Origin of the sequence: Vibrio sp. 99-70-13A1 (genome assembly GCF_013114625.1) — a bacterium.
Lineage (GTDB): Bacteria > Pseudomonadota > Gammaproteobacteria > Enterobacterales > Vibrionaceae > Vibrio.
On the sequence record NZ_VTXD01000052.1, the window covers coordinates 1 to 18,107 of the forward strand.

Here is an 18,107-nt window from a genome sequence, read left to right on the forward strand (position 1 = left end):
AGATGTGTATAAGAGACAGATAATTAATACCGTATATAGGAATTCCTTCATTTTTCAATTGATTAAGAAATGGATGTTCTGTTTTACATATCCCACACCAAGAAGCCCAGACATTAATAAGTTGATATTCATCCTTGGTAATATCCGATCTTGTAATAGTTTGATCTTCTGAATGAAGATCATACTCAGTAAATTCAGGAAACACTTTGTTCATGACTTGAATGGCTGATGAGCGCTGCTTGCCCCCCAACGCTAAGCTAAAGCTCAGAGCCACCGCCACAGAAACAATCACTAATAAAAACAATTTACTACGCATATTTATACCTAGAGATAAAGCCAATAATGGCAACTTGGTTACGAGAGAATAATGCAAAGATCCCACCAATCACAGATATCAATGCTCCTACCCAGATCCAACGAACATACGATTTATATTGAATACGAAAAGCGTAAGCAGATCTGTTGATCTTTTCGCCCATTGTGATGTACACATCGCCATGCCAAAACCATTTCATTGCAGGCTCACTCATGTTCATCACTCGCACTTGATAAAAACGTCTTTCAGGCATAATAATAAATCTTTCTTCACCCTCTCTTAACTCTAAGCGAGCTCTTTCTGCCGTAAAATTACTTCCTACATAAAGTTCTGTTTCAACATGCTTTAGAGTCCAATCAAAAAATTGAACCTCTGAACCTGGATCTAGTTTCTTATTCAACTCCAATGAATGGTGGCTATTCATTGCTGCACCTATGGCAAAAATTGCCATCCCCATATGCGCTAAGCTCATAGAGACCACCTTCATTAAGTAAGTTTCTTTATAAGCGATCACAAGTGCGTAGATATGAGAGACAAACACCCAGGCAGCTGCTATCCAAGTGATTTGCACAACCCAGTATAAGTTAGTGATCTGACTAAATTCGTTGAATTGATTTGGCTGGCTAGCTTGATTCAACTGACTTGCATAAAGAAGAACGCCAGTTACAACTGAAACTACTAATAAGAGTACTAGCGCTTTCGCTGATAACTGCTTTGTTCGTAGCTTTTCAACTAAAGGTGAGAAGCCAATTAATAGTAAAACCAATAATCCAATTGGTACTGCAAATAAATTAAAATAGGGAGCTCCAACAGATATATTACCCAAGCCTAAAAGCTCGTAAACCATTGGATAAAAGGTACCAAATAGAACGACAAGCATTGCCACAACTAACAAGCTTATCGCGAGTAAAATGAGAAAGCTTCGACTCAAAAAATGCGTTATATTTTTTGATCGAAATGACTCCCCTCTTATGATCAACAGCGAAAATGAAGCGACAAATACAGTACATAATATAGATATTAGAATCAGCCCCTTTGAAGGATCAACAGTAAACGCATGTACTGATGTCAGAACGCCTGAACGTACGATAAAAGTACCGAGAATACTCAAGGAGAAAGTCGTAAAAGCTAAACTAAATGCCCACTTCAATAATTGTTGTTTCTCTTTAGCAATGGTTAAGCAATGTAATAAGGCGGTCGCAGTTAACCACGGCAATAAACTGGCATTTTCTACAGGATCCCAGAACCACCAACCTCCCCAACCTAGCTCATAATATGCCCACCAAGATCCTAGAACGATCCCTGCTGTTAAGAAAATCCACGCTACTAAGCACCATTTACGGCAATGACTTACCCAATCAAGCTCGATTTCTTTAGTTAACAATGCCGCAGCTGCAAACGCTAGAACAGCAGAAAATCCCACATACCCTAAATAAAGAAGTGGAGGGTGGAAGATCAATCCAACATCTTGAAGCATAGGGTTAAGATCTCGCCCTTCAGGTGGTAGTACGCTATTGAATTCAAAAGGGTTGGAAGCAAGTAAAGTAAACCAAGTGAACGAACAGATTAGCCCATTCATAACCCATAATACTTTTATTTGGTAATCAGCTTGAATGGATTTTTGAAGTGCAATCAAACCCGCCCAACATGATAATGTTAGAACCCAAAATAATAAAGACCCTTCATGACCAGCCCAAACTGCTGCAAGTTTAAAAAAGATAGGAAGTTGCGTATTTGAATGCTCAGCCACATATAAAATAGAAAAGTCATCTTGATAGAAAGCGAATGCTAACAAGACAATAGATAATATTGATAGACAAGCTGAACCCAACGTAAATGGTCGAATATACGTATCAGATACCGCATATGCGGTTGAGGTTCTATATTGTTTAGCCATAGAGAAACCATACACCAGCGTGACTGTACTGCTGAGCATGGCAACCGCTATTAAAGAGAGTAAACCCAAATTGCCGATCATATCACCTCGATAATTCGCTCCGAAGCTGTGGAGAAATTTAGCCCATTTAATTCAACAAAGTGAGCCTTGTTTCAACGGACAATACATCCATTATCAACAAAGCCCACTGGCATGTTAATGAAAGTTAAAACCATCCAATATGCCGTTTAACTTTATGCATTAACCATCTTTATGGAACAGCTACTTTTGTATATTAAACAATCGTTAGTTGACCGGCATAGAGTATGAATGTTCGCAACATTAGTACTCCAGCTAAGCTCAATGAGGTCACTGCAAAAATGTACAACGCACCATGACGAATTGATTTGGGCGTTATAGTATTCAGTAATAGTGGTAATAACATGCCAATCACAACGACACCCCACCAGAACCAGTTAGCCCAAAATCCACCAGAAATCGCATTCCACGCAGCTTGCTCACTTTGACCACCAGCAAATATTAGACCAGTAAAAAATGCTACTAGAACAAATAGCTCAAACATTACCACTGGTCGTTCAAAGCTATGTACCCAACTCACACTGGCACTCAGTGGTGACTCTTTAAAGACGAGTATCCCAACCAATAAACACGCGGCAGCACCAGAAGATAAGCTTGAGAATAAGAATAGAATAGGCAAAACAGGATTATTCAGCATTGGGAAGGTAGGTAATGCCGACAATAAGAATCCGGTATAGGCGGCAAGCAATAACGCTAAAAATGCCAAGAACAGTTCCAGGTAATTCTCAAACGACTCTAACTTATCCAGAATGCTATCAACAATTTCGAAGCGACCTTTTAAAAAGCCCACGATCTGTTTTCTAAAAATAGTGCCTATCCAAGCAAATAATACAGCCATATAAACATTAAATAACACGACACCCATTGCCATAACTGACGTAGGGTTAATAAAAATCATGATTTTCCAGAAATCTAACGGCTTCGTTAGGTGGAATACCAGAATAGTTAAACCTACAATAATGCCAAAAGGCGCGAGAAACGCCGTCGCTTTCAAAATCCCATTTTCAGAAGGCTTACCAACAATGACTTTCCGTTTAAGATAAATGGAAATCATCACTGAACCCGCAGACATTCCTGCTAGAAATAAGTAAATCGCAATTATCCAATCCCAGACAACCACACCAGATTGAAACGCAGTATCCCATTCACTCATGATGGTATCTCCCCTTTCTGATGCGGTACTTTGTATAACTTAGGTGCAGTTCCTAAATGGACTTTATCTCTGTATACCACTTCGTTTTTGAGTACATGGTTAATCTCACTATTAGGATCGTTTAAGTCGCCAAAAACGAGAGCCTTTGTGGGACAAGATTCTACGCACGCAGGTAACTTACCTTCTGCAAGATTAGTGTCTCGGCAGAAGTTACATTTATCCGCTGATTTATTCTCAGGGTGGAAAAAACGCACTTGATACGGGCATGCTAATAGACAGTAACCACAACCCACACACTTCTCTTGGTGGACATCAATAATGCCGGTTTTTTCATCTTTGTAAGCTGCACCCGTTGGGCAAACCATGACACACGGTGCATTATCACAATGTTGACAAGAGTTGCGCGTAAAACGGTAATCAACATTTGGATATTCACCTTGAGGTTCGCTTCTAATGATCTCTAAACGAGAAACACCTTCAGGAACCTTATTCACTTCACGACATGCTTCAGTACATGCGGTACAACCAATACATGCCGTTTCATCGTGAATCATCCCGTAGCTTTTCGCTCCTTCTTCCTCCACGTTGGCAAGGGTTTTTCGGCTGGTCATTGAAGCAGTAGCAGCGATACCTGTAGTGAAGATTACTGCCCCAGTTCCTGCTAAAAAGTTTCTTCTAGAACAACTCATAGATTACTCCTTTTCTTTCAGTTGGTTGAAATCTGAGTGGCAATCCACGCATAACTTGATTCTTTCCTTTTTATCCAAAGCTAACACTTTAGATTTCTTGGCATGGACATCATGGCAATTGGAACAAGTTAGATTTTGTGCGTGAACATCGTGGGTCCAATCAGACTCTTGTAAAGATTGAGGTTCGTGACAATCAGTACATTCACTATTGGCTTGTAAGATCAATTCGGGATCGAGTAATTCAGAATCAGTACCTAGTATTGATTGCGCTGAATGGTACTTAGTGACAACGGGTGCGCCTTCTCGATGATCAGGGCTAATGTTGTTGTGACAGTCTGTACAATTAACTTCTCGTCCTAAGACTTGATGCGCTTTTTCTCCATGAGATCCCAATAATGTGTCTTTAGAATCTTTATGGCACTGAACGCACTTATAGTCCTTATCACGAATGAGTTCGACTTTATGCCTTGCAGAGTCGGTGACTGAATCAACAGTCGGCGAATCGGCGAGTGCATGAATGGAATAACCATAGAGGCAAAATGCTAGAAGGGATTTAAGCATTATGACTATGGCCAATTTGATATTGCCCATTTTATCCTTTCCTTATACCAGTGTTATTTAACTCTCAATTAAATAATGGTTCTGGTTAAACAAAAGTATCCTGAACGATATTATTAACGTTCATTTGATATCAATTCTTATTTAGGATAAAGCCACAACGCTCTCTAATTTTAGATTATACCCCTACAAATAATACGTATACTTTGAGCAGTATAAATTGTGAACACAATCACCATTTAAACACTAAGGCTATTAATTAAATTCTTGTTATTATTGATAATTATTATCATTCAAAAATCACACACCTAACCCTTTAGAGGTATATAGAAGTAGGCGTGAGCCAGGTCACCTCCATTAATTGATCTAAAACAAGCAAGCGTAAACACGTAACAAAATGTGTTTATTTATGAATTAATATAAATAGGAACTCTCCAGTTCTTATTTGATATAGCAGCCTCACAACGCTTGGTATAAGAATCAGTATATTGGAGATATCACTGTGAAAAAGCATTGGATAGGTAATTCAGTCGCTGCATTATTATTGGTAAGTGCATCATTAGTAAGCACTGCCAGCTTTGCAGCATCTGAACAAAAAGACATTGGCGATCCTCGTAACGAGCAATACGAAGTGAATCACCCCGATCAATATCAAACATGGAAGCAGACATCAGAAAGTGAAGGTCTTGAAGACGCTCTAAAAGAAGATCCTAATATGGTCATCATGTGGGCAGGGTACGGTTTTGCTAAAGATTATAATAAAGCACGTGGACACTTTTACGCTATTGATGATGTAAGGCAAACCCTAAGAACAGGGGCGCCTACAGATGCAAATTCAGGCCCTATGCCTATGGCATGTTGGAGTTGTAAAAGCCCTGATGTAGCTCGAATCATAGAAGAACGTGGTGAAGATGGGTACTTTGAAGGGAAATGGGCACGTTTAGGCGCTGAAATATCAAACCCTATCGGCTGTGCTGATTGCCATGATACTCAAAGTGACAACTTTAAGAATGGAGAGCCTGAACTCAAAATAACTCGACCTTACGTTGAGCGAGCATTTGATACGATCGGCAAGAATTTCGACCATCAATCGCGTCTTGATCAACAAGCTTCTGTCTGTGCTCAATGCCATGTTGAATATTACTTCACAGGTCCTACTAAAGGTGTCAAATTCCCTTGGGACAAAGGCACAAGAGTAGAGCAAATGGAAGAATACTACGATGGTATTGGTTTCAAAGACTGGACTCATAAAGTGTCTAAGGCTCCAATGCTAAAAGCACAGCACCCCGGATTTGAAACATGGCGAGAAGGTATTCACGGAAAGAATAAAGTCGCTTGTGTAGATTGTCATATGCCAAAAGTGACCAAAGAAGATGGCACTGTATTTACTGACCATAAAGTTGGTAACCCATTCGACCGCTTCGACGACACATGTGCCCAATGCCATACTCAGTCAAAAGATCAATTACGTGGCATCGTTTCTTCTCGTAAAGCTCAAGTCCTGAATCTTAAGCTAACTGCTGAAAAACAAATTGTTGCCGCTCACTTCGAAGCGGGGGCAGCTTGGAAAGCAGGTGCAACAGAAGAAGAAATGAAAGATATCCTTCAAGATATTCGCCATGCACAGTGGCGCTGGGATTATGCAATCGCTTCACATGGTGTGCATATGCATGCTCCTGAAGTGGCATTAGAAGTACTTGGTACTGCGGTAGATAGAGCAGCTGATGCGCGAACTAAGCTTATTCGACTTCTAGCTAAAAAAGGCATTACAGACCCAGTAGTTATCCCTGATATATCCACTAAACTTAATGCACAGAAAGCGATAGGTATGGATATGGACAAAATGAATGCAGACAAGAAACACTTCTTAGAAACAGTTGCACCACAATGGGATGAAGAAGCAAAAACTCGTGAAAGTAAGTATGACTATGAGTAAGTTATGAGCCTCACTTACCAACTCCCATAGCAGAACTCCGCTTTATCAAACGACAAAGCAATAAGCACATGATGAAGACCAGCCTGTTCCTAGGCTGGTTTTTTATTGTAGAGTTAATCAGTAATAACCCTTACAAATACTGCCTCACCCTCAATACTCATCCTTTATAAAATTCATTTAGGGTGAGCCAAAGTCACTAGCTAATAATATATGTTATTTAGCCCTACTCATTTGAGGCTAACTTATGAACCATCGTCAACTAGAACAAAAATCGTTTGATGAGAGTGAACAAAATCTTATAGTCGGTTCGGCTAACCACTGCCCTATCCCACCTGATCAGCTAGCTCAGATCACATCAGACTCGCCTTATGTCACAGACACTTTCGAGAGCGGGTTAACCGCTACTGTGTATCACCTAAACATTGCAGGTAAAGATTTCACACTTAAGAAAAAAAGGACAACTTCTAAAGTAAAAAACTTAGATGGTAAGTATTCATTTCTAAATGAAGTACAACGCCGGCATGATTTTCAAGCACGTAAAGATGATCCTACTACTTCAAACGACTTTAAACACATCGTCTCTACTATTTATGCCGATTATCGACAAGGTATTATTTTGTCTGACTGGATCGAAGGTAACCTGTTAACACACGTAGAAAGAAACACTATTGCCCAACTTTTCTCAACACTTCTATCTTGTGAAAAAATAGGTTTATTCGAGTGGGATTTAAGCCAAGGCAATTTAATCGTAGATGATGACTACAATATTACTCTGTTCGATTTTGGCTATATGTATCGCTTTGACCCATTAACAGAATTGAATAGCAATGGGATAAATGACCCTATCTTTCAATCTTTTGAAAGGTTTGAAACTCGCTTCTTATCTGGGTGGTTATGCTCTCAGAACCGAAACGATAAAGACGCTCTTAGTTATTTCAAAATGATAAAGGAAGAAGCCTTAAAGATATTGGAAAAGAAACTAGAATGGCTGACCATTCATTCGGCAAGTACAGAGGTGATTCAACATACGCAAGATTTGATTGTAGAGTATCAAGATGCACTCAACACACCTGAATCGTTGAATGAACTGTATATTGCTGACATGTTCCGTTCACACGTGCTGGATATTGAAGATGATTTGGGTGGGAAAAGCTGTACAGAAACCACTAAGAAGAGAGTTACGTCTGTACTAGACATGCTGGATAAACACTACGAATTACTCAATAAAAAAGGGGCTCTTTTCTACCATAATCGCAAGAAGTCGAAAACAGAACTGATCAAGCAATATCAAGTTAAGGAGCAGCTAGTAAACCAATATCAACTAACTTGAGCTTGGCTTGGCTTGGCTTGGCTTGACTTGGCATAGAATTTATAGCGCCTTTGGGGACATTAATTGCTTAGCTTGGTTAATAGAATGGATCAAAGATATTCTGTCTATACCTTGCTGGTTAGAATCTAAAAGTTGGTTCCACACTACGATCGATTCTTCATATCGAGAGCTAATGAAATGATCACTCGCGATTAAGATCAATGCCGTACGATCGTTTGGATCCAGAGCTAAAGACAAATCCAACATATCCCTTACATCTTTGTTAAGGGTTTGTGCATTAAGATAATAAAGTGCCGATGCTTTTGCTGAGTACAAACCAGAAGTGACATTGTCACTCAACCTAATCGCATAATCGAAGCAAGTCAACGCTGCATGATAGTCTCCGCTTTGGACGTATGTCCCGCCCAATTGAAACCACACTTCAGCTTGGTTTGGATTGAGCCTTAAACTGTCTTGTAATTCTTCTACGTATTCTGTGGCGTTGAAGTTACTTACCGTTATATCTTCTGACTTAGGTGGTTCTTGCTTAAGAAGGAACCATGTACCAACACTAGTTAACAATACAAAAATAGTAAGTTTAAAGTTTGAACGCCTAACTTTCTTGGTATGAGAAAAGCTAAGGGTCAAAAGTAATATAAATGCCCCCATTAAAGTCATTGCAATCAGTAGCCAAAAATCCATCTTCTCTCCAATCTAAAAGCTCTCGCCTTTAATGATAAGGCTCGAGTATCCTTAGTGTTGAGTAAATATTTTAATCGAGAATTCAACTTTTCACCCTACTCACGATCAATTCAGACATAAAAAAACCGAGCACTAAGGCTCGGTTTTTATACAAACTAAAATTCAAAAGTTATTCTGAATCGGTTTCGTCTGCTTTAGGCGCTTCTACATCTGTTGCTTCTGCATCAGCTGCGTTAACATCTGCAGATTCATTTGAAGCTTGCTCACCTTCTTGAGTTTCCTCATCCAGTATTTCAACTTCTTCTACTTCGTCGATACGTTGTAGAGCTACAACATTCTCGTCTTCAGTAGTACGAATCAGTGTTACACCCTGAGTGTTACGACCAACTTGGCTTACTTCCGCTACGCGAGTACGTACTAGTGTACCTGCGTCGGTGATCATCATCATTTCATCGCCTTCTTCAACCTGAACAGCACCAACTACTGGGCCATTACGATCAGAGACTTTGATAGATACTACACCTTGCGTTGCACGACCTTTCGTTGGGTATTCAGCCAGCTCAGTACGCTTACCGTAACCGTTTTGAGTCACAGTTAGGATATCGCCTTCGTTTGAAGGAACAATCAGTGAAACCACTTGATCGTCTTCTGGAAGCTTCATACCACGAACACCAGAGGCAGTACGACCCATTGGGCGTACTTTGTCCTCGTTAAAGCGAACAACTTTGCCCGATTTCGAGAACAACATGATGTCGCTATTACCATCAGTAATATCAACGCCAATCAGTGAATCATCGTCACGTAGGTTAACAGCGATTAAGCCGTTAGCACGTACGTTTGCGAATTGATCCAGTGATGTCTTCTTAACTGTACCGTCGCCAGTTGCCATGAAGATGAATTTCTCGTTTGAGAATTCAGAAACAGGCAAGATAGCCGTAATACGCTCACCTTCTTCTAGAGGAAGAATGTTAACGATAGGCTTACCACGAGCGGTGCGGCTTGCTTGCGGTAGTTGATAAACTTTCAGGCGGTACGTCTTACCACGAGTAGAGAAACATAAGATGTTATCGTGAGTATTAGCAACAAGCAGACGCTCAATGTAATCCTCATCTTTCATCTTAGTCGCACTCTTACCTTTACCACCACGGCGCTGAGCTTCGTAGTCGCTTAGGATTTGGTACTTAACGTAACCAGCATTAGAAAGCGTTACTACCACGTCTTCTTGAGCAATTAGCTCTTCCATGTCGATATCATGAACCGCTGCTGTGATTTCTGTACGACGTTCGTCGCCATATATATCACGTACCGCTTCAAGTTCTTCACGGATCACTTCCATCAAACGCTCAGTGCTTGCAAGAATATGCATTAGCTCAGCGATCTCTTCTAGAAGTGCTTTGTATTCGTCTAGGATCTTCTCGTGTTCAAGGCCAGTTAGGCGGTGAAGACGAAGTTCTAGAATAGCTTGCGCTTGAGTTTCCGTTAGGAAGTATTGACCATCACGGATACCGTATTGATCTTCAAGCCAATCTGGACGAGCTGCATCAGTACCAGCACGTTCAAGCATTGATGCAACGTTACCAAGATCCCAACCACGAGACACTAGGCCAACTTTAGCTTCTGCTGGTGTTGGTGCGTTCTTGATCAGTTCAATGATTTCATCAATGTTTGCAAGCGCTAAAGATAAAGCTTCCAAGATATGTGCACGATCGCGCGCTTTCTTCAGTTCAAAGATAGTACGACGAGTCACAACTTCACGGCGGTGATCAACAAAACATTTCAACATATCTTTTATGTTAAAAAGCTGTGGTTGGCCATTGTTCAGAGCAACCATGTTGATGCCGAAAGTCGTTTGCAGTTGAGTTTGCGAGTAAAGGTTGTTTAGTACAACTTCACCTACAGCATCACGCTTACATTCAATAACAATGCGCATACCATCTTTATCAGATTCGTCACGCAGTGCACTGATGCCTTCAACTTTCTTGTCTTTTACAAGTTCTGCAATCTTCTCGATCAAACGAGCTTTGTTCACTTGATACGGGATTTCAGTAACGATAATAGTTTCTTTACCGTTCTTTTCCGTTTCAATTTCAGCTCGCGAGCGCATGTAGACTTTACCACGACCAGTCTTATATGCATCGACAATGCCCTTACGGCCACTGATTAATGCTGCTGTCGGGAAATCTGGACCTGGAATGTAGTCCATTAGCTCTTCAATAGTGATTTCTTCATTATTGATAAGTGCTAAACAGCCATCAACAACTTCGCCAAGGTTATGCGGCGGGATGTTGGTAGCCATACCTACTGCGATACCAGAAGCACCGTTAACCAATAGGTTTGGTATTTTTGTTGGTAAAACTGCTGGAATTTGCTCTGTTCCATCATAGTTAGGAACGAAGTCGACCGTATCTTTATCAAGATCCGTCAATAGCTCACCAGCTATTTTTGACATACGAACTTCGGTATAACGCATTGCAGCAGCTGAATCGCCGTCAACCGAACCAAAGTTACCTTGGCCATCGACTAACATATAGCGTAGTGAAAACGGCTGAGCCATACGAACAATTGACTCGTATACCGCACTATCACCGTGTGGGTGATATTTACCGATTACATCGCCTACTACACGAGCAGACTTTTTATATGCTTTGTTCCAATCATTACCAAGTACATTCATCGCGAACAAAACGCGGCGGTGCACTGGCTTTAGACCATCACGCACATCTGGAAGAGCACGACCAACGATGACGGACATCGCGTAGTCTAGGTATGAACCTCTTAGCTCATCTTCAATGTTTACGGGCGTGATCTCTTTCGCTAGATCGCTCATAGAGCCATTTTCCCTCTATAGTCAGATCGTATTTTTGAATACGTATAAGACCGAAAAATATAACACAAATTTACCTACTGAGGCATCACTTTCCCTATCCTTTTATCATCTTGTGAGCCTTGTTGCTAATCAATTGGTGAGAAATTGCACGCTGCCAACATATCTTGCTGATACTTGGCTATTTTACAGACAACAAAACAGCAAATTTGTAGAACTTCTGGTCAGCAAGAAAAGCCAAGTTATAATGCTCCCAACTTCATGGATGCATTATTAAACTTGGAAATGCCGATTATGACCAAAACGCAAAACGTCGACCCAGCAGAAATCAAAAAGTTTGAAGACATGGCTTCACGTTGGTGGGATCTCGAAGGCGAGTTTAAGCCACTTCATCAAATCAACCCGCTTCGCCTAAATTACGTGCTAGAAAAAGCTGATGGTTTGTTTGGTAAAAAAGTTCTTGATGTGGGTTGCGGCGGCGGCATCTTAGCCGAAAGCATGGCCGTGGAAGGCGCGGTTGTCACAGGTTTAGATATGGGTAAAGAGCCTCTTGAAGTGGCTCGTTTACACGCATTAGAAACAGGTACCAAGCTAAATTACATACAAAGTACGATTGAAGATCATGCAGAGCAAAACCCACACACTTATGATGTTGTTACCTGCATGGAAATGTTGGAGCATGTGCCAGACCCACAATCGGTTATCGCGTCTTGTGCAAAATTAGTAAAACCAAACGGTCATGTTTTCTTCTCAACTTTAAATCGTAACTTGAAATCATACTTATTTGCGATTGTTGGTGCTGAAAAGCTGCTTAAGATCGTTCCTGAAGGGACTCACGAACATGAAAAATTCATTCGCCCTGCTGAGTTAATCAAAATGATTGATTCTACTCCCCTGCAAGAATTAGGCATCACAGGGCTTCATTACAATCCCCTAACAGATAGCTACCGCTTAGGAAGTAACGTAGATGTTAACTACATCGTTCATACCCAGAACTTTGCCTAGTTTATATCTATGTGACTGCCGAAAACTATTTGTAAATAGACTAATGAAAAAGGTTGCAAATACCATAAAACTGCGACTTTTTTCAGTCTATTTTTCGTGCTCTAGATTCCATTTTAACCAGCTGTGATTTAAAAATAACCACCCAAGTTTGACTGCCTTTTTTAGTCAAAGATCAAGAGATTTTTTTTTATAACCCTCCAAATTTAAACCAGCAGCAAAACGCTATTTTTCTGCAATCAAGTCCTAGCTAACGCCATCAGTTAGTAAGTACTAACAGTTTTTTTTTAAATTTGCAGTTATCCACAAGCCTTCCCATTTATGTACCTTGAAAAATATCACTGACAGCACTATCTTGTAACCCAACAAGCAAATGACCCCTATATGTAGTGTTTGAGCTACAATATATGGGTAGAGCAAGATCACAAAGCCGACATGTAATTTACAAAAATTACACACAAATATTCAAAAAATCGGCTTTTATCAGATTTGTTAGGGAAATAAAGCAGAATGAACCAACAACTTACTGTTACTAAGCGTAACGGTCGTAAAGAAACGATTGATTTAGATAAACTCCATCGCGTGATCACATGGGCAGCTGAAGGCTTGCACAATGTATCTGTATCACAAGTAGAATTGAAAGCTCACATTCAATTTTACGATGGCATCACCACAACTGATATTCATGAAACAATCATCAAATCAGCTGCGGATCTTATCTCTGAAGAGACTCCAGATTATCAGTATTTAGCTGCTCGCTTATCTGTATTCCACCTACGTAAAAAAGCGTACGGTCAATACGAGCCACCAGCTCTGTATGAACATGTTGCAAAACTGGTTGATATGGGCAAGTACGATAGCCACTTGATGGAAGACTACACTAAAGCTGAGTTTGAAGAGCTTGATGAGTACCTTGACCATAAACGTGACCTAGATTTTTCTTATGCCGCGGTAAAACAGCTTGAAGGTAAATACTTCGTTCAAAACCGTGTTACAAAAGAGATCTATGAGAGTGCTCAGTTCCTTTACATTTTAGTTGCTGCTTGTCTTTTCGCTAAGTACCCGAAATCGACTCGTCTTGAATACATCAAACGTTTTTACGATGCATCTTCTACATTCAAGATTTCTTTGCCAACGCCTATCATGTCAGGTGTACGTACTCCTACTCGTCAGTTCAGTTCATGTGTACTGATCGAATGCGGTGACAGCCTAGATTCAATTAACGCAACGGCAAGCTCAATTGTTCGTTACGTTTCTCAACGTGCTGGTATTGGTATCAACGCAGGTCGTATCCGTGCTCTTGGTTCTGAAATCCGTAATGGTGAAGCGTTCCACACTGGCTGTATCCCTTTCTACAAATACTTCCAAACAGCCGTAAAATGTTGTTCTCAAGGTGGTGTTCGTGGCGGTGCAGCCACAGTGTTCTACCCACTATGGCACGGTGAAGTTCAGTCTCTACTTGTACTTAAAAACAACCGCGGCGTTGAAGAGAACCGTGTTCGTCACATGGACTACGGCGTACAGCTAAACAAGCTTATGTATGCTCGTCTTGTTCAAGGTGGCAACATCAGCCTATTCTCACCTTCTGACGTACCAGGTCTTTACGACGCGTTCTTCGAAAACCAAGAGCGTTTTGAAGCGCTTTACGTTAAATACGAAAATGATCCGTCAGTGAAACGTGAAACGGTTAAAGCCGTTGAGCTGTTCTCTCTGCTTATGCAAGAGCGAGCTTCTACTGGTCGTATTTACATTCAGAACGTTGACCACTGTAATACACACAGCCCGTTTGATTCTGAAGTTGCACCTGTTCGTCAATCAAACCTATGTCTAGAAATCGCACTTCCAACGAAGCCGCTTACTAACGTAGAAGATGACGAAGGTGAGATTGCACTATGTACGCTTTCAGCGTTTAACCTAGGTGCAATTAACGAACTGGATGATTTAGCTGAGCTATCTGAATTGGTCGTTCGTGCTCTTGATGCCCTACTGGATTATCAAGACTACCCGCTTCCAGCAGCACGCAAGTCAACCATGAACCGTCGTACTCTAGGTGTAGGCGTTATCAACTTCGCTTACTATCTAGCTAAAAACGGTGTGAAATACTCGGATGGCAGTGCAAACGGCCTTACTCACCGTACTTTTGAAGCGATTCAGTACCACTTACTAAAAGCATCTGTAGCGTTAGCTAAAGAGCAAGGCAAGTGTCCTTCGTTTAACGAAACCAACTATGCTAAAGGTTTGCTACCTATCGATACTTACAAAAAAGATATCGATTTAGTATGTGATGAACCGCTGCATTACGATTGGGATTCTCTTCGTGAAGAGATAATGGAACACGGTCTACGTAACTCAACACTAACAGCGCTTATGCCTTCTGAGACATCTTCTCAGATCTCTAACGCGACAAATGGTATTGAACCTCCACGTGGTTTCGTTTCAATTAAAGCCTCTAAAGATGGCATTTTGAAACAGGTTGTTCCTGACTTCGTTAATCTAAAAGATAACTACGAACTGCTTTGGAACATTGGTTCAAACGATGGCTACCTGCATTTAGTGGGTATCATGCAAAAATTTGTTGACCAAGCTATCTCTGCAAACACAAATTATGATCCAAGTGGTTACGAGAGCGGTAAAGTCCCTATGAAGAAACTTCTTCAAGACTTATTGACTGCCTACAAGTATGGCGTTAAAACGCTTTACTACCACAACACTCGTGATGGTGCTAAAGACGATCAGGGTGACGCAGTTCAAGTGCCTGAGGAAGATTGTGAAGGCGGCGGTTGTAAGATCTAAGCTGCTTTTCTAAAAAGCGCTTTATCTAAACAAATTAAAATACAGAAAGGAATCTTACTTCCTTTCTGTAAAAGTATTAACAAGACCTGTTCCTAAAATAGGTCTTTAAAGGAATTGAGGCATTTATGGCTTACAGTACTTTTTCTCAAAACAAGAATGACCAGTTAAAAGAACCAATGTTCTTAGGTCAATCCGTAAACGTTGCTCGTTACGACCAACAAAAGTTTGAAATTTTCGAAAAGCTTATCGAAAAGCAACTTTCTTTCTTCTGGCGTCCTGAAGAAGTTGATGTATCAAGCGACCGTATTGACTACAACAAACTTCCGGATCACGAGAAGCACATATTCATCTCAAACTTGAAGTACCAAACGCTTCTCGATTCTATCCAAGGTCGTAGCCCTAACGTTGCCCTGCTTCCTTTGGTATCACTACCAGAAGTAGAAACGTGGATTGAAACATGGTCTTTCTCTGAAACGATTCACTCTCGTTCTTACACGCACATCATCCGTAATATCGTGAATGATCCGGGTGTAGTCTTTGACGATATCGTTGAAAACGAAGAGATCCTTAAGCGCGCTAAAGACATCGCATTTTATTACGATGACCTAATCAAGCTGACAGCAGATTACCACCGTTACGGTGAAGGTAATCACAACATCAACGGTGAAGAGGTTAAGGTTTCACTTCATGATCTGAAGAAGAAGCTTTACGTGTGTCTGATGTCTGTAAACGCACTAGAAGCCATTCGTTTCTACGTGAGTTTTGCATGTTCATTCGCTTTCGCTGAACGAGAGCTGATGGAAGGTAATGCGAAAATCATCAAACTGATTGCTCGTGATGAAGCGCTTCACCTAACTGGCACCCAGCACATGATCAACTTGCTTCGTAATGGGCAAGATGACTTCGCATTCATGCAGATTGCTGAAGAGTGTAAGCAAGAGTGTTTCGACCTATTCAAAGAAGCCGCTGAACAAGAAAAAGAATGGGCAGAATACCTATTCAAAGACGGCTCTATGATCGGCCTGAATAAAGATATTCTTTGCCAATACGTTGAGTACATTACTAACATCCGTATGCAAGCTGTTGGTTTAGGTACTGCCTACCCAGAAGCAACGTCAAACCCTATCCCATGGATCAATGCTTGGTTGTCTTCAGATAACGTGCAAGTTGCTCCGCAAGAAGCTGAAATCAGCTCTTACCTAGTGGGTCAGATTGACAATGAAGTAAGTGCAGACGATTTCGAAGGTTTTGAACTGTAATGCCGACTATCAAAATCAACAAATTAGTTTCGATTGAATCTAACCCTTCAAACACTTTATTGGAAACAATGGAGCAAGCGGGTCTAGAGCCTGAATATAATTGCCGAGATGGCCACTGCGGCGCGTGTCGTTGCACTTTAGATTCAGGTGAAGTGGAATATGTTGGTTTTGCTATGGCTTACACTCAAGGTAACGAAATTTTGCCTTGCATCTGTAAAGCGAAGACTGAGCTGTCGCTAAGTAATGTTATTCATAGGAATAAGCAGAAACGAGCATAGCCTAATCAATTCCTGATGATCGCTCATTAGGATACCAGTAACACTTTTCAGATACCGTAAGATCATAAAAGACCGCTTCTTTCCAGGAACGCGGTCTTTTTTAGTTTTAAGTTCAGTACTGAAGTCTACTGCAGCCAATCTATCAAGCATCAAGCCGGTGTTTGTCGCACACTCAAAGTTACAGCACCAATATAACAAGCACTCCTACACAAGCCGCATCCATTACAAAGACTATCATCAACAAGTGGCAGCTCACCCTGCTCTATTTGGATCGCTCCTACAGGGCAAGATGACACACAAGCTTGGCAATCTATCTGCATGTAGTTATTACAGCTATCCATAAACCTCGGAACAAGGTCAATAAAAGGCGTTATTGATTGATGTAGAGCCCCTGCTGGGCAAGCTTGACTGCATTGCTCACAGAAAGAACAACTGTTGTAATCCAAATTAAGTAGAGCAGTCCCTTTCGCCATTTCAATAACGCTATTTGGACATGCTGCTTCACATAAACCACAACCGTCGCAAAGTCGTTCAAACAGTATTTCATCGACAGCTTTAGGGGGTCTAGCTTGTTTACGTTGTGACTTTTCCTCACCTGAAACAGCCTTGGTAACAGGCTTAGATAGACGAGTTAAAAAACCTCGGCGGTTGGAATTTATCTGCTCAGTCATTGTTTTATATATATTTCTTTCTTTTCAGGGTTTAAATCAAACTCATCAATCAATTCATTAAACCAATGAATAATATCTTTAGATAGTAATTTATAATATTCAGAGTTGGTTTCTTTTTCTAATAAATCTAAATAATAAAAAGACCAAGTTAATAAGTGTTTTTCTAAAAGAACATTTGCGGATGGAATATTTTCATTTTCAAGAAGAAACGCATGCGCTAATAACATTAATCCGAATTGGTCTTCTGGCTCTCTTAGCCCACTATCTAATTCAAAGCCATTAGCCATTAGAAACTGACGATATTGAACCGTTGAATCACCGAACACAACGCGCTCTCTGTCTAGGTATACAGAGCCCCATGGCGGTGCAGGCATATCACCAACCCCTTCGAATAGCCTGCTGAATTCAGCGGTTAATGATATCTCATCTTCACTTTTTAGAGCTAATAAGCACTCATTACTTAGTACATTATTATCGACTAGTCCTTGAACTATATCTTGAGTCTTTGGCTTTCCTTCCATTCGATAAAATAACGAGCCCAATAATTTATGTGTATCGATAATCATTCTTATTAATATCCAATAAATGGTTTAATTTTAATTATATTAATAGATAAGAATATTTGTTTGATCTATTAACGGT

15 protein-coding genes are annotated in these 18,107 nt (G+C 40.6%); 6 read left to right on the plus strand and 9 right to left on the minus strand.

Translation table 11 applies throughout. The features are described from left to right. The 5 genes from F0226_RS20955 to nrfB form a co-directional block, all read right to left on the minus strand. On the minus strand, window positions 1-316 hold a 316-nt coding region (locus tag F0226_RS20955; RefSeq protein ID WP_171737451.1), incomplete at its 3' end, for a redoxin family protein. Then, a complete protein-coding gene (locus F0226_RS20960) occupies window positions 309-2,294 on the minus strand; it encodes a heme lyase CcmF/NrfE family subunit (protein ID WP_171737452.1) in 1,986 nt (661 codons plus the stop codon). The genes F0226_RS20960 and F0226_RS20955, both read right to left, overlap by 8 nt. Window positions 2,295-2,487: 193 nt before the next feature. Continuing rightward, window positions 2,488-3,444, minus strand: coding sequence for a cytochrome c nitrite reductase subunit NrfD (gene nrfD / locus F0226_RS20965; protein ID WP_171737453.1), 957 nt, complete (start codon window positions 3,442-3,444; stop codon window positions 2,488-2,490). Further along, window positions 3,441-4,133, minus strand: a complete 693-nt coding sequence (gene nrfC, locus F0226_RS20970) for a cytochrome c nitrite reductase Fe-S protein (RefSeq protein WP_171737454.1) — start codon at window positions 4,131-4,133, stop codon at window positions 3,441-3,443. Before nrfC ends, nrfD begins: the two co-directional genes overlap by 4 nt. Before the next feature lie 3 nt (window positions 4,134-4,136). Further along, window positions 4,137-4,724, minus strand: a complete 588-nt coding sequence (gene nrfB, locus F0226_RS20975) for a cytochrome c nitrite reductase pentaheme subunit (RefSeq protein ID WP_171737455.1) — start codon at window positions 4,722-4,724, stop codon at window positions 4,137-4,139. Window positions 4,725-5,193: 469 nt separating this feature from the next. Between nrfB and nrfA the strand changes: the two genes are divergently transcribed. Continuing rightward, window positions 5,194-6,627 carry an ammonia-forming nitrite reductase cytochrome c552 subunit gene (nrfA, locus tag F0226_RS20980; RefSeq protein ID WP_171737456.1) on the plus strand — a complete coding sequence of 478 codons (1,434 nt, stop codon included), beginning with the start codon at window positions 5,194-5,196 and terminating at the stop codon, window positions 6,625-6,627. A 244-nt stretch (window positions 6,628-6,871) separates the two neighbouring features. After that, complete coding sequence (locus F0226_RS20985) at window positions 6,872-7,957, plus strand: AarF/UbiB family protein (protein WP_171737457.1); 1,086 nt, start codon at window positions 6,872-6,874, stop codon at window positions 7,955-7,957. A gap of 39 nt (window positions 7,958-7,996) precedes the next feature. Here F0226_RS20985 and F0226_RS20990 read toward each other — a convergent pair whose 3' ends face one another. Continuing rightward, window positions 7,997-8,638 carry a tetratricopeptide repeat protein gene (locus tag F0226_RS20990; protein ID WP_171737458.1) on the minus strand — a complete coding sequence of 214 codons (642 nt, stop codon included), beginning with the start codon at window positions 8,636-8,638 and terminating at the stop codon, window positions 7,997-7,999. 169 nt (window positions 8,639-8,807) lie between these two features. Continuing rightward, window positions 8,808-11,465: a DNA topoisomerase (ATP-hydrolyzing) subunit A gene (gene gyrA / locus F0226_RS20995; RefSeq protein ID WP_171737459.1), complete on the minus strand. Its 2,658-nt coding sequence runs from the start codon at window positions 11,463-11,465 to the stop codon at window positions 8,808-8,810. 258 nt (window positions 11,466-11,723) lie between these two features. Here gyrA and ubiG point away from each other — a divergent pair, with 258 nt between their 5' ends. The 4 genes from ubiG to yfaE all read left to right on the plus strand — a co-directional run bounded on the left by ubiG (window position 11,724) and on the right by yfaE (window position 16,794). Then, the gene (gene ubiG / locus F0226_RS21000; protein WP_171737465.1) at window positions 11,724-12,467 is read left to right on the plus strand and encodes a bifunctional 2-polyprenyl-6-hydroxyphenol methylase/3-demethylubiquinol 3-O-methyltransferase UbiG; all 744 of its coding nucleotides are present in this window, start codon (window positions 11,724-11,726) and stop codon (window positions 12,465-12,467) included. 507 nt (window positions 12,468-12,974) lie between these two features. Further along, window positions 12,975-15,257: a class 1a ribonucleoside-diphosphate reductase subunit alpha gene (gene nrdA / locus F0226_RS21005; RefSeq protein ID WP_171737460.1), complete on the plus strand. Its 2,283-nt coding sequence runs from the start codon at window positions 12,975-12,977 to the stop codon at window positions 15,255-15,257. Between the two features lie 125 nt (window positions 15,258-15,382). Further along, window positions 15,383-16,516 (plus strand): class Ia ribonucleoside-diphosphate reductase subunit beta, encoded by a 1,134-nt coding sequence (gene nrdB, locus F0226_RS21010; protein ID WP_171737461.1) that lies wholly within the window; start codon window positions 15,383-15,385, stop codon window positions 16,514-16,516. Further along, the gene (yfaE, locus tag F0226_RS21015) at window positions 16,516-16,794 is read left to right on the plus strand and encodes a class I ribonucleotide reductase maintenance protein YfaE (protein ID WP_171737462.1); all 279 of its coding nucleotides are present in this window, start codon (window positions 16,516-16,518) and stop codon (window positions 16,792-16,794) included. Before nrdB ends, yfaE begins: the two co-directional genes overlap by 1 nt. Before the next feature lie 149 nt (window positions 16,795-16,943). Here yfaE and napF read toward each other — a convergent pair whose 3' ends face one another. Then, a complete protein-coding gene (napF, locus tag F0226_RS21020) occupies window positions 16,944-17,465 on the minus strand; it encodes a ferredoxin-type protein NapF (protein ID WP_171737463.1) in 522 nt (173 codons plus the stop codon). Then, window positions 17,462-18,031, minus strand: coding sequence for a molecular chaperone (locus F0226_RS21025; protein ID WP_171737464.1), 570 nt, complete (start codon window positions 18,029-18,031; stop codon window positions 17,462-17,464). The genes napF and F0226_RS21025 overlap by 4 nt, the downstream gene beginning before the upstream one ends. Between the last annotated feature and the right edge of the window lie 76 nt (window positions 18,032-18,107).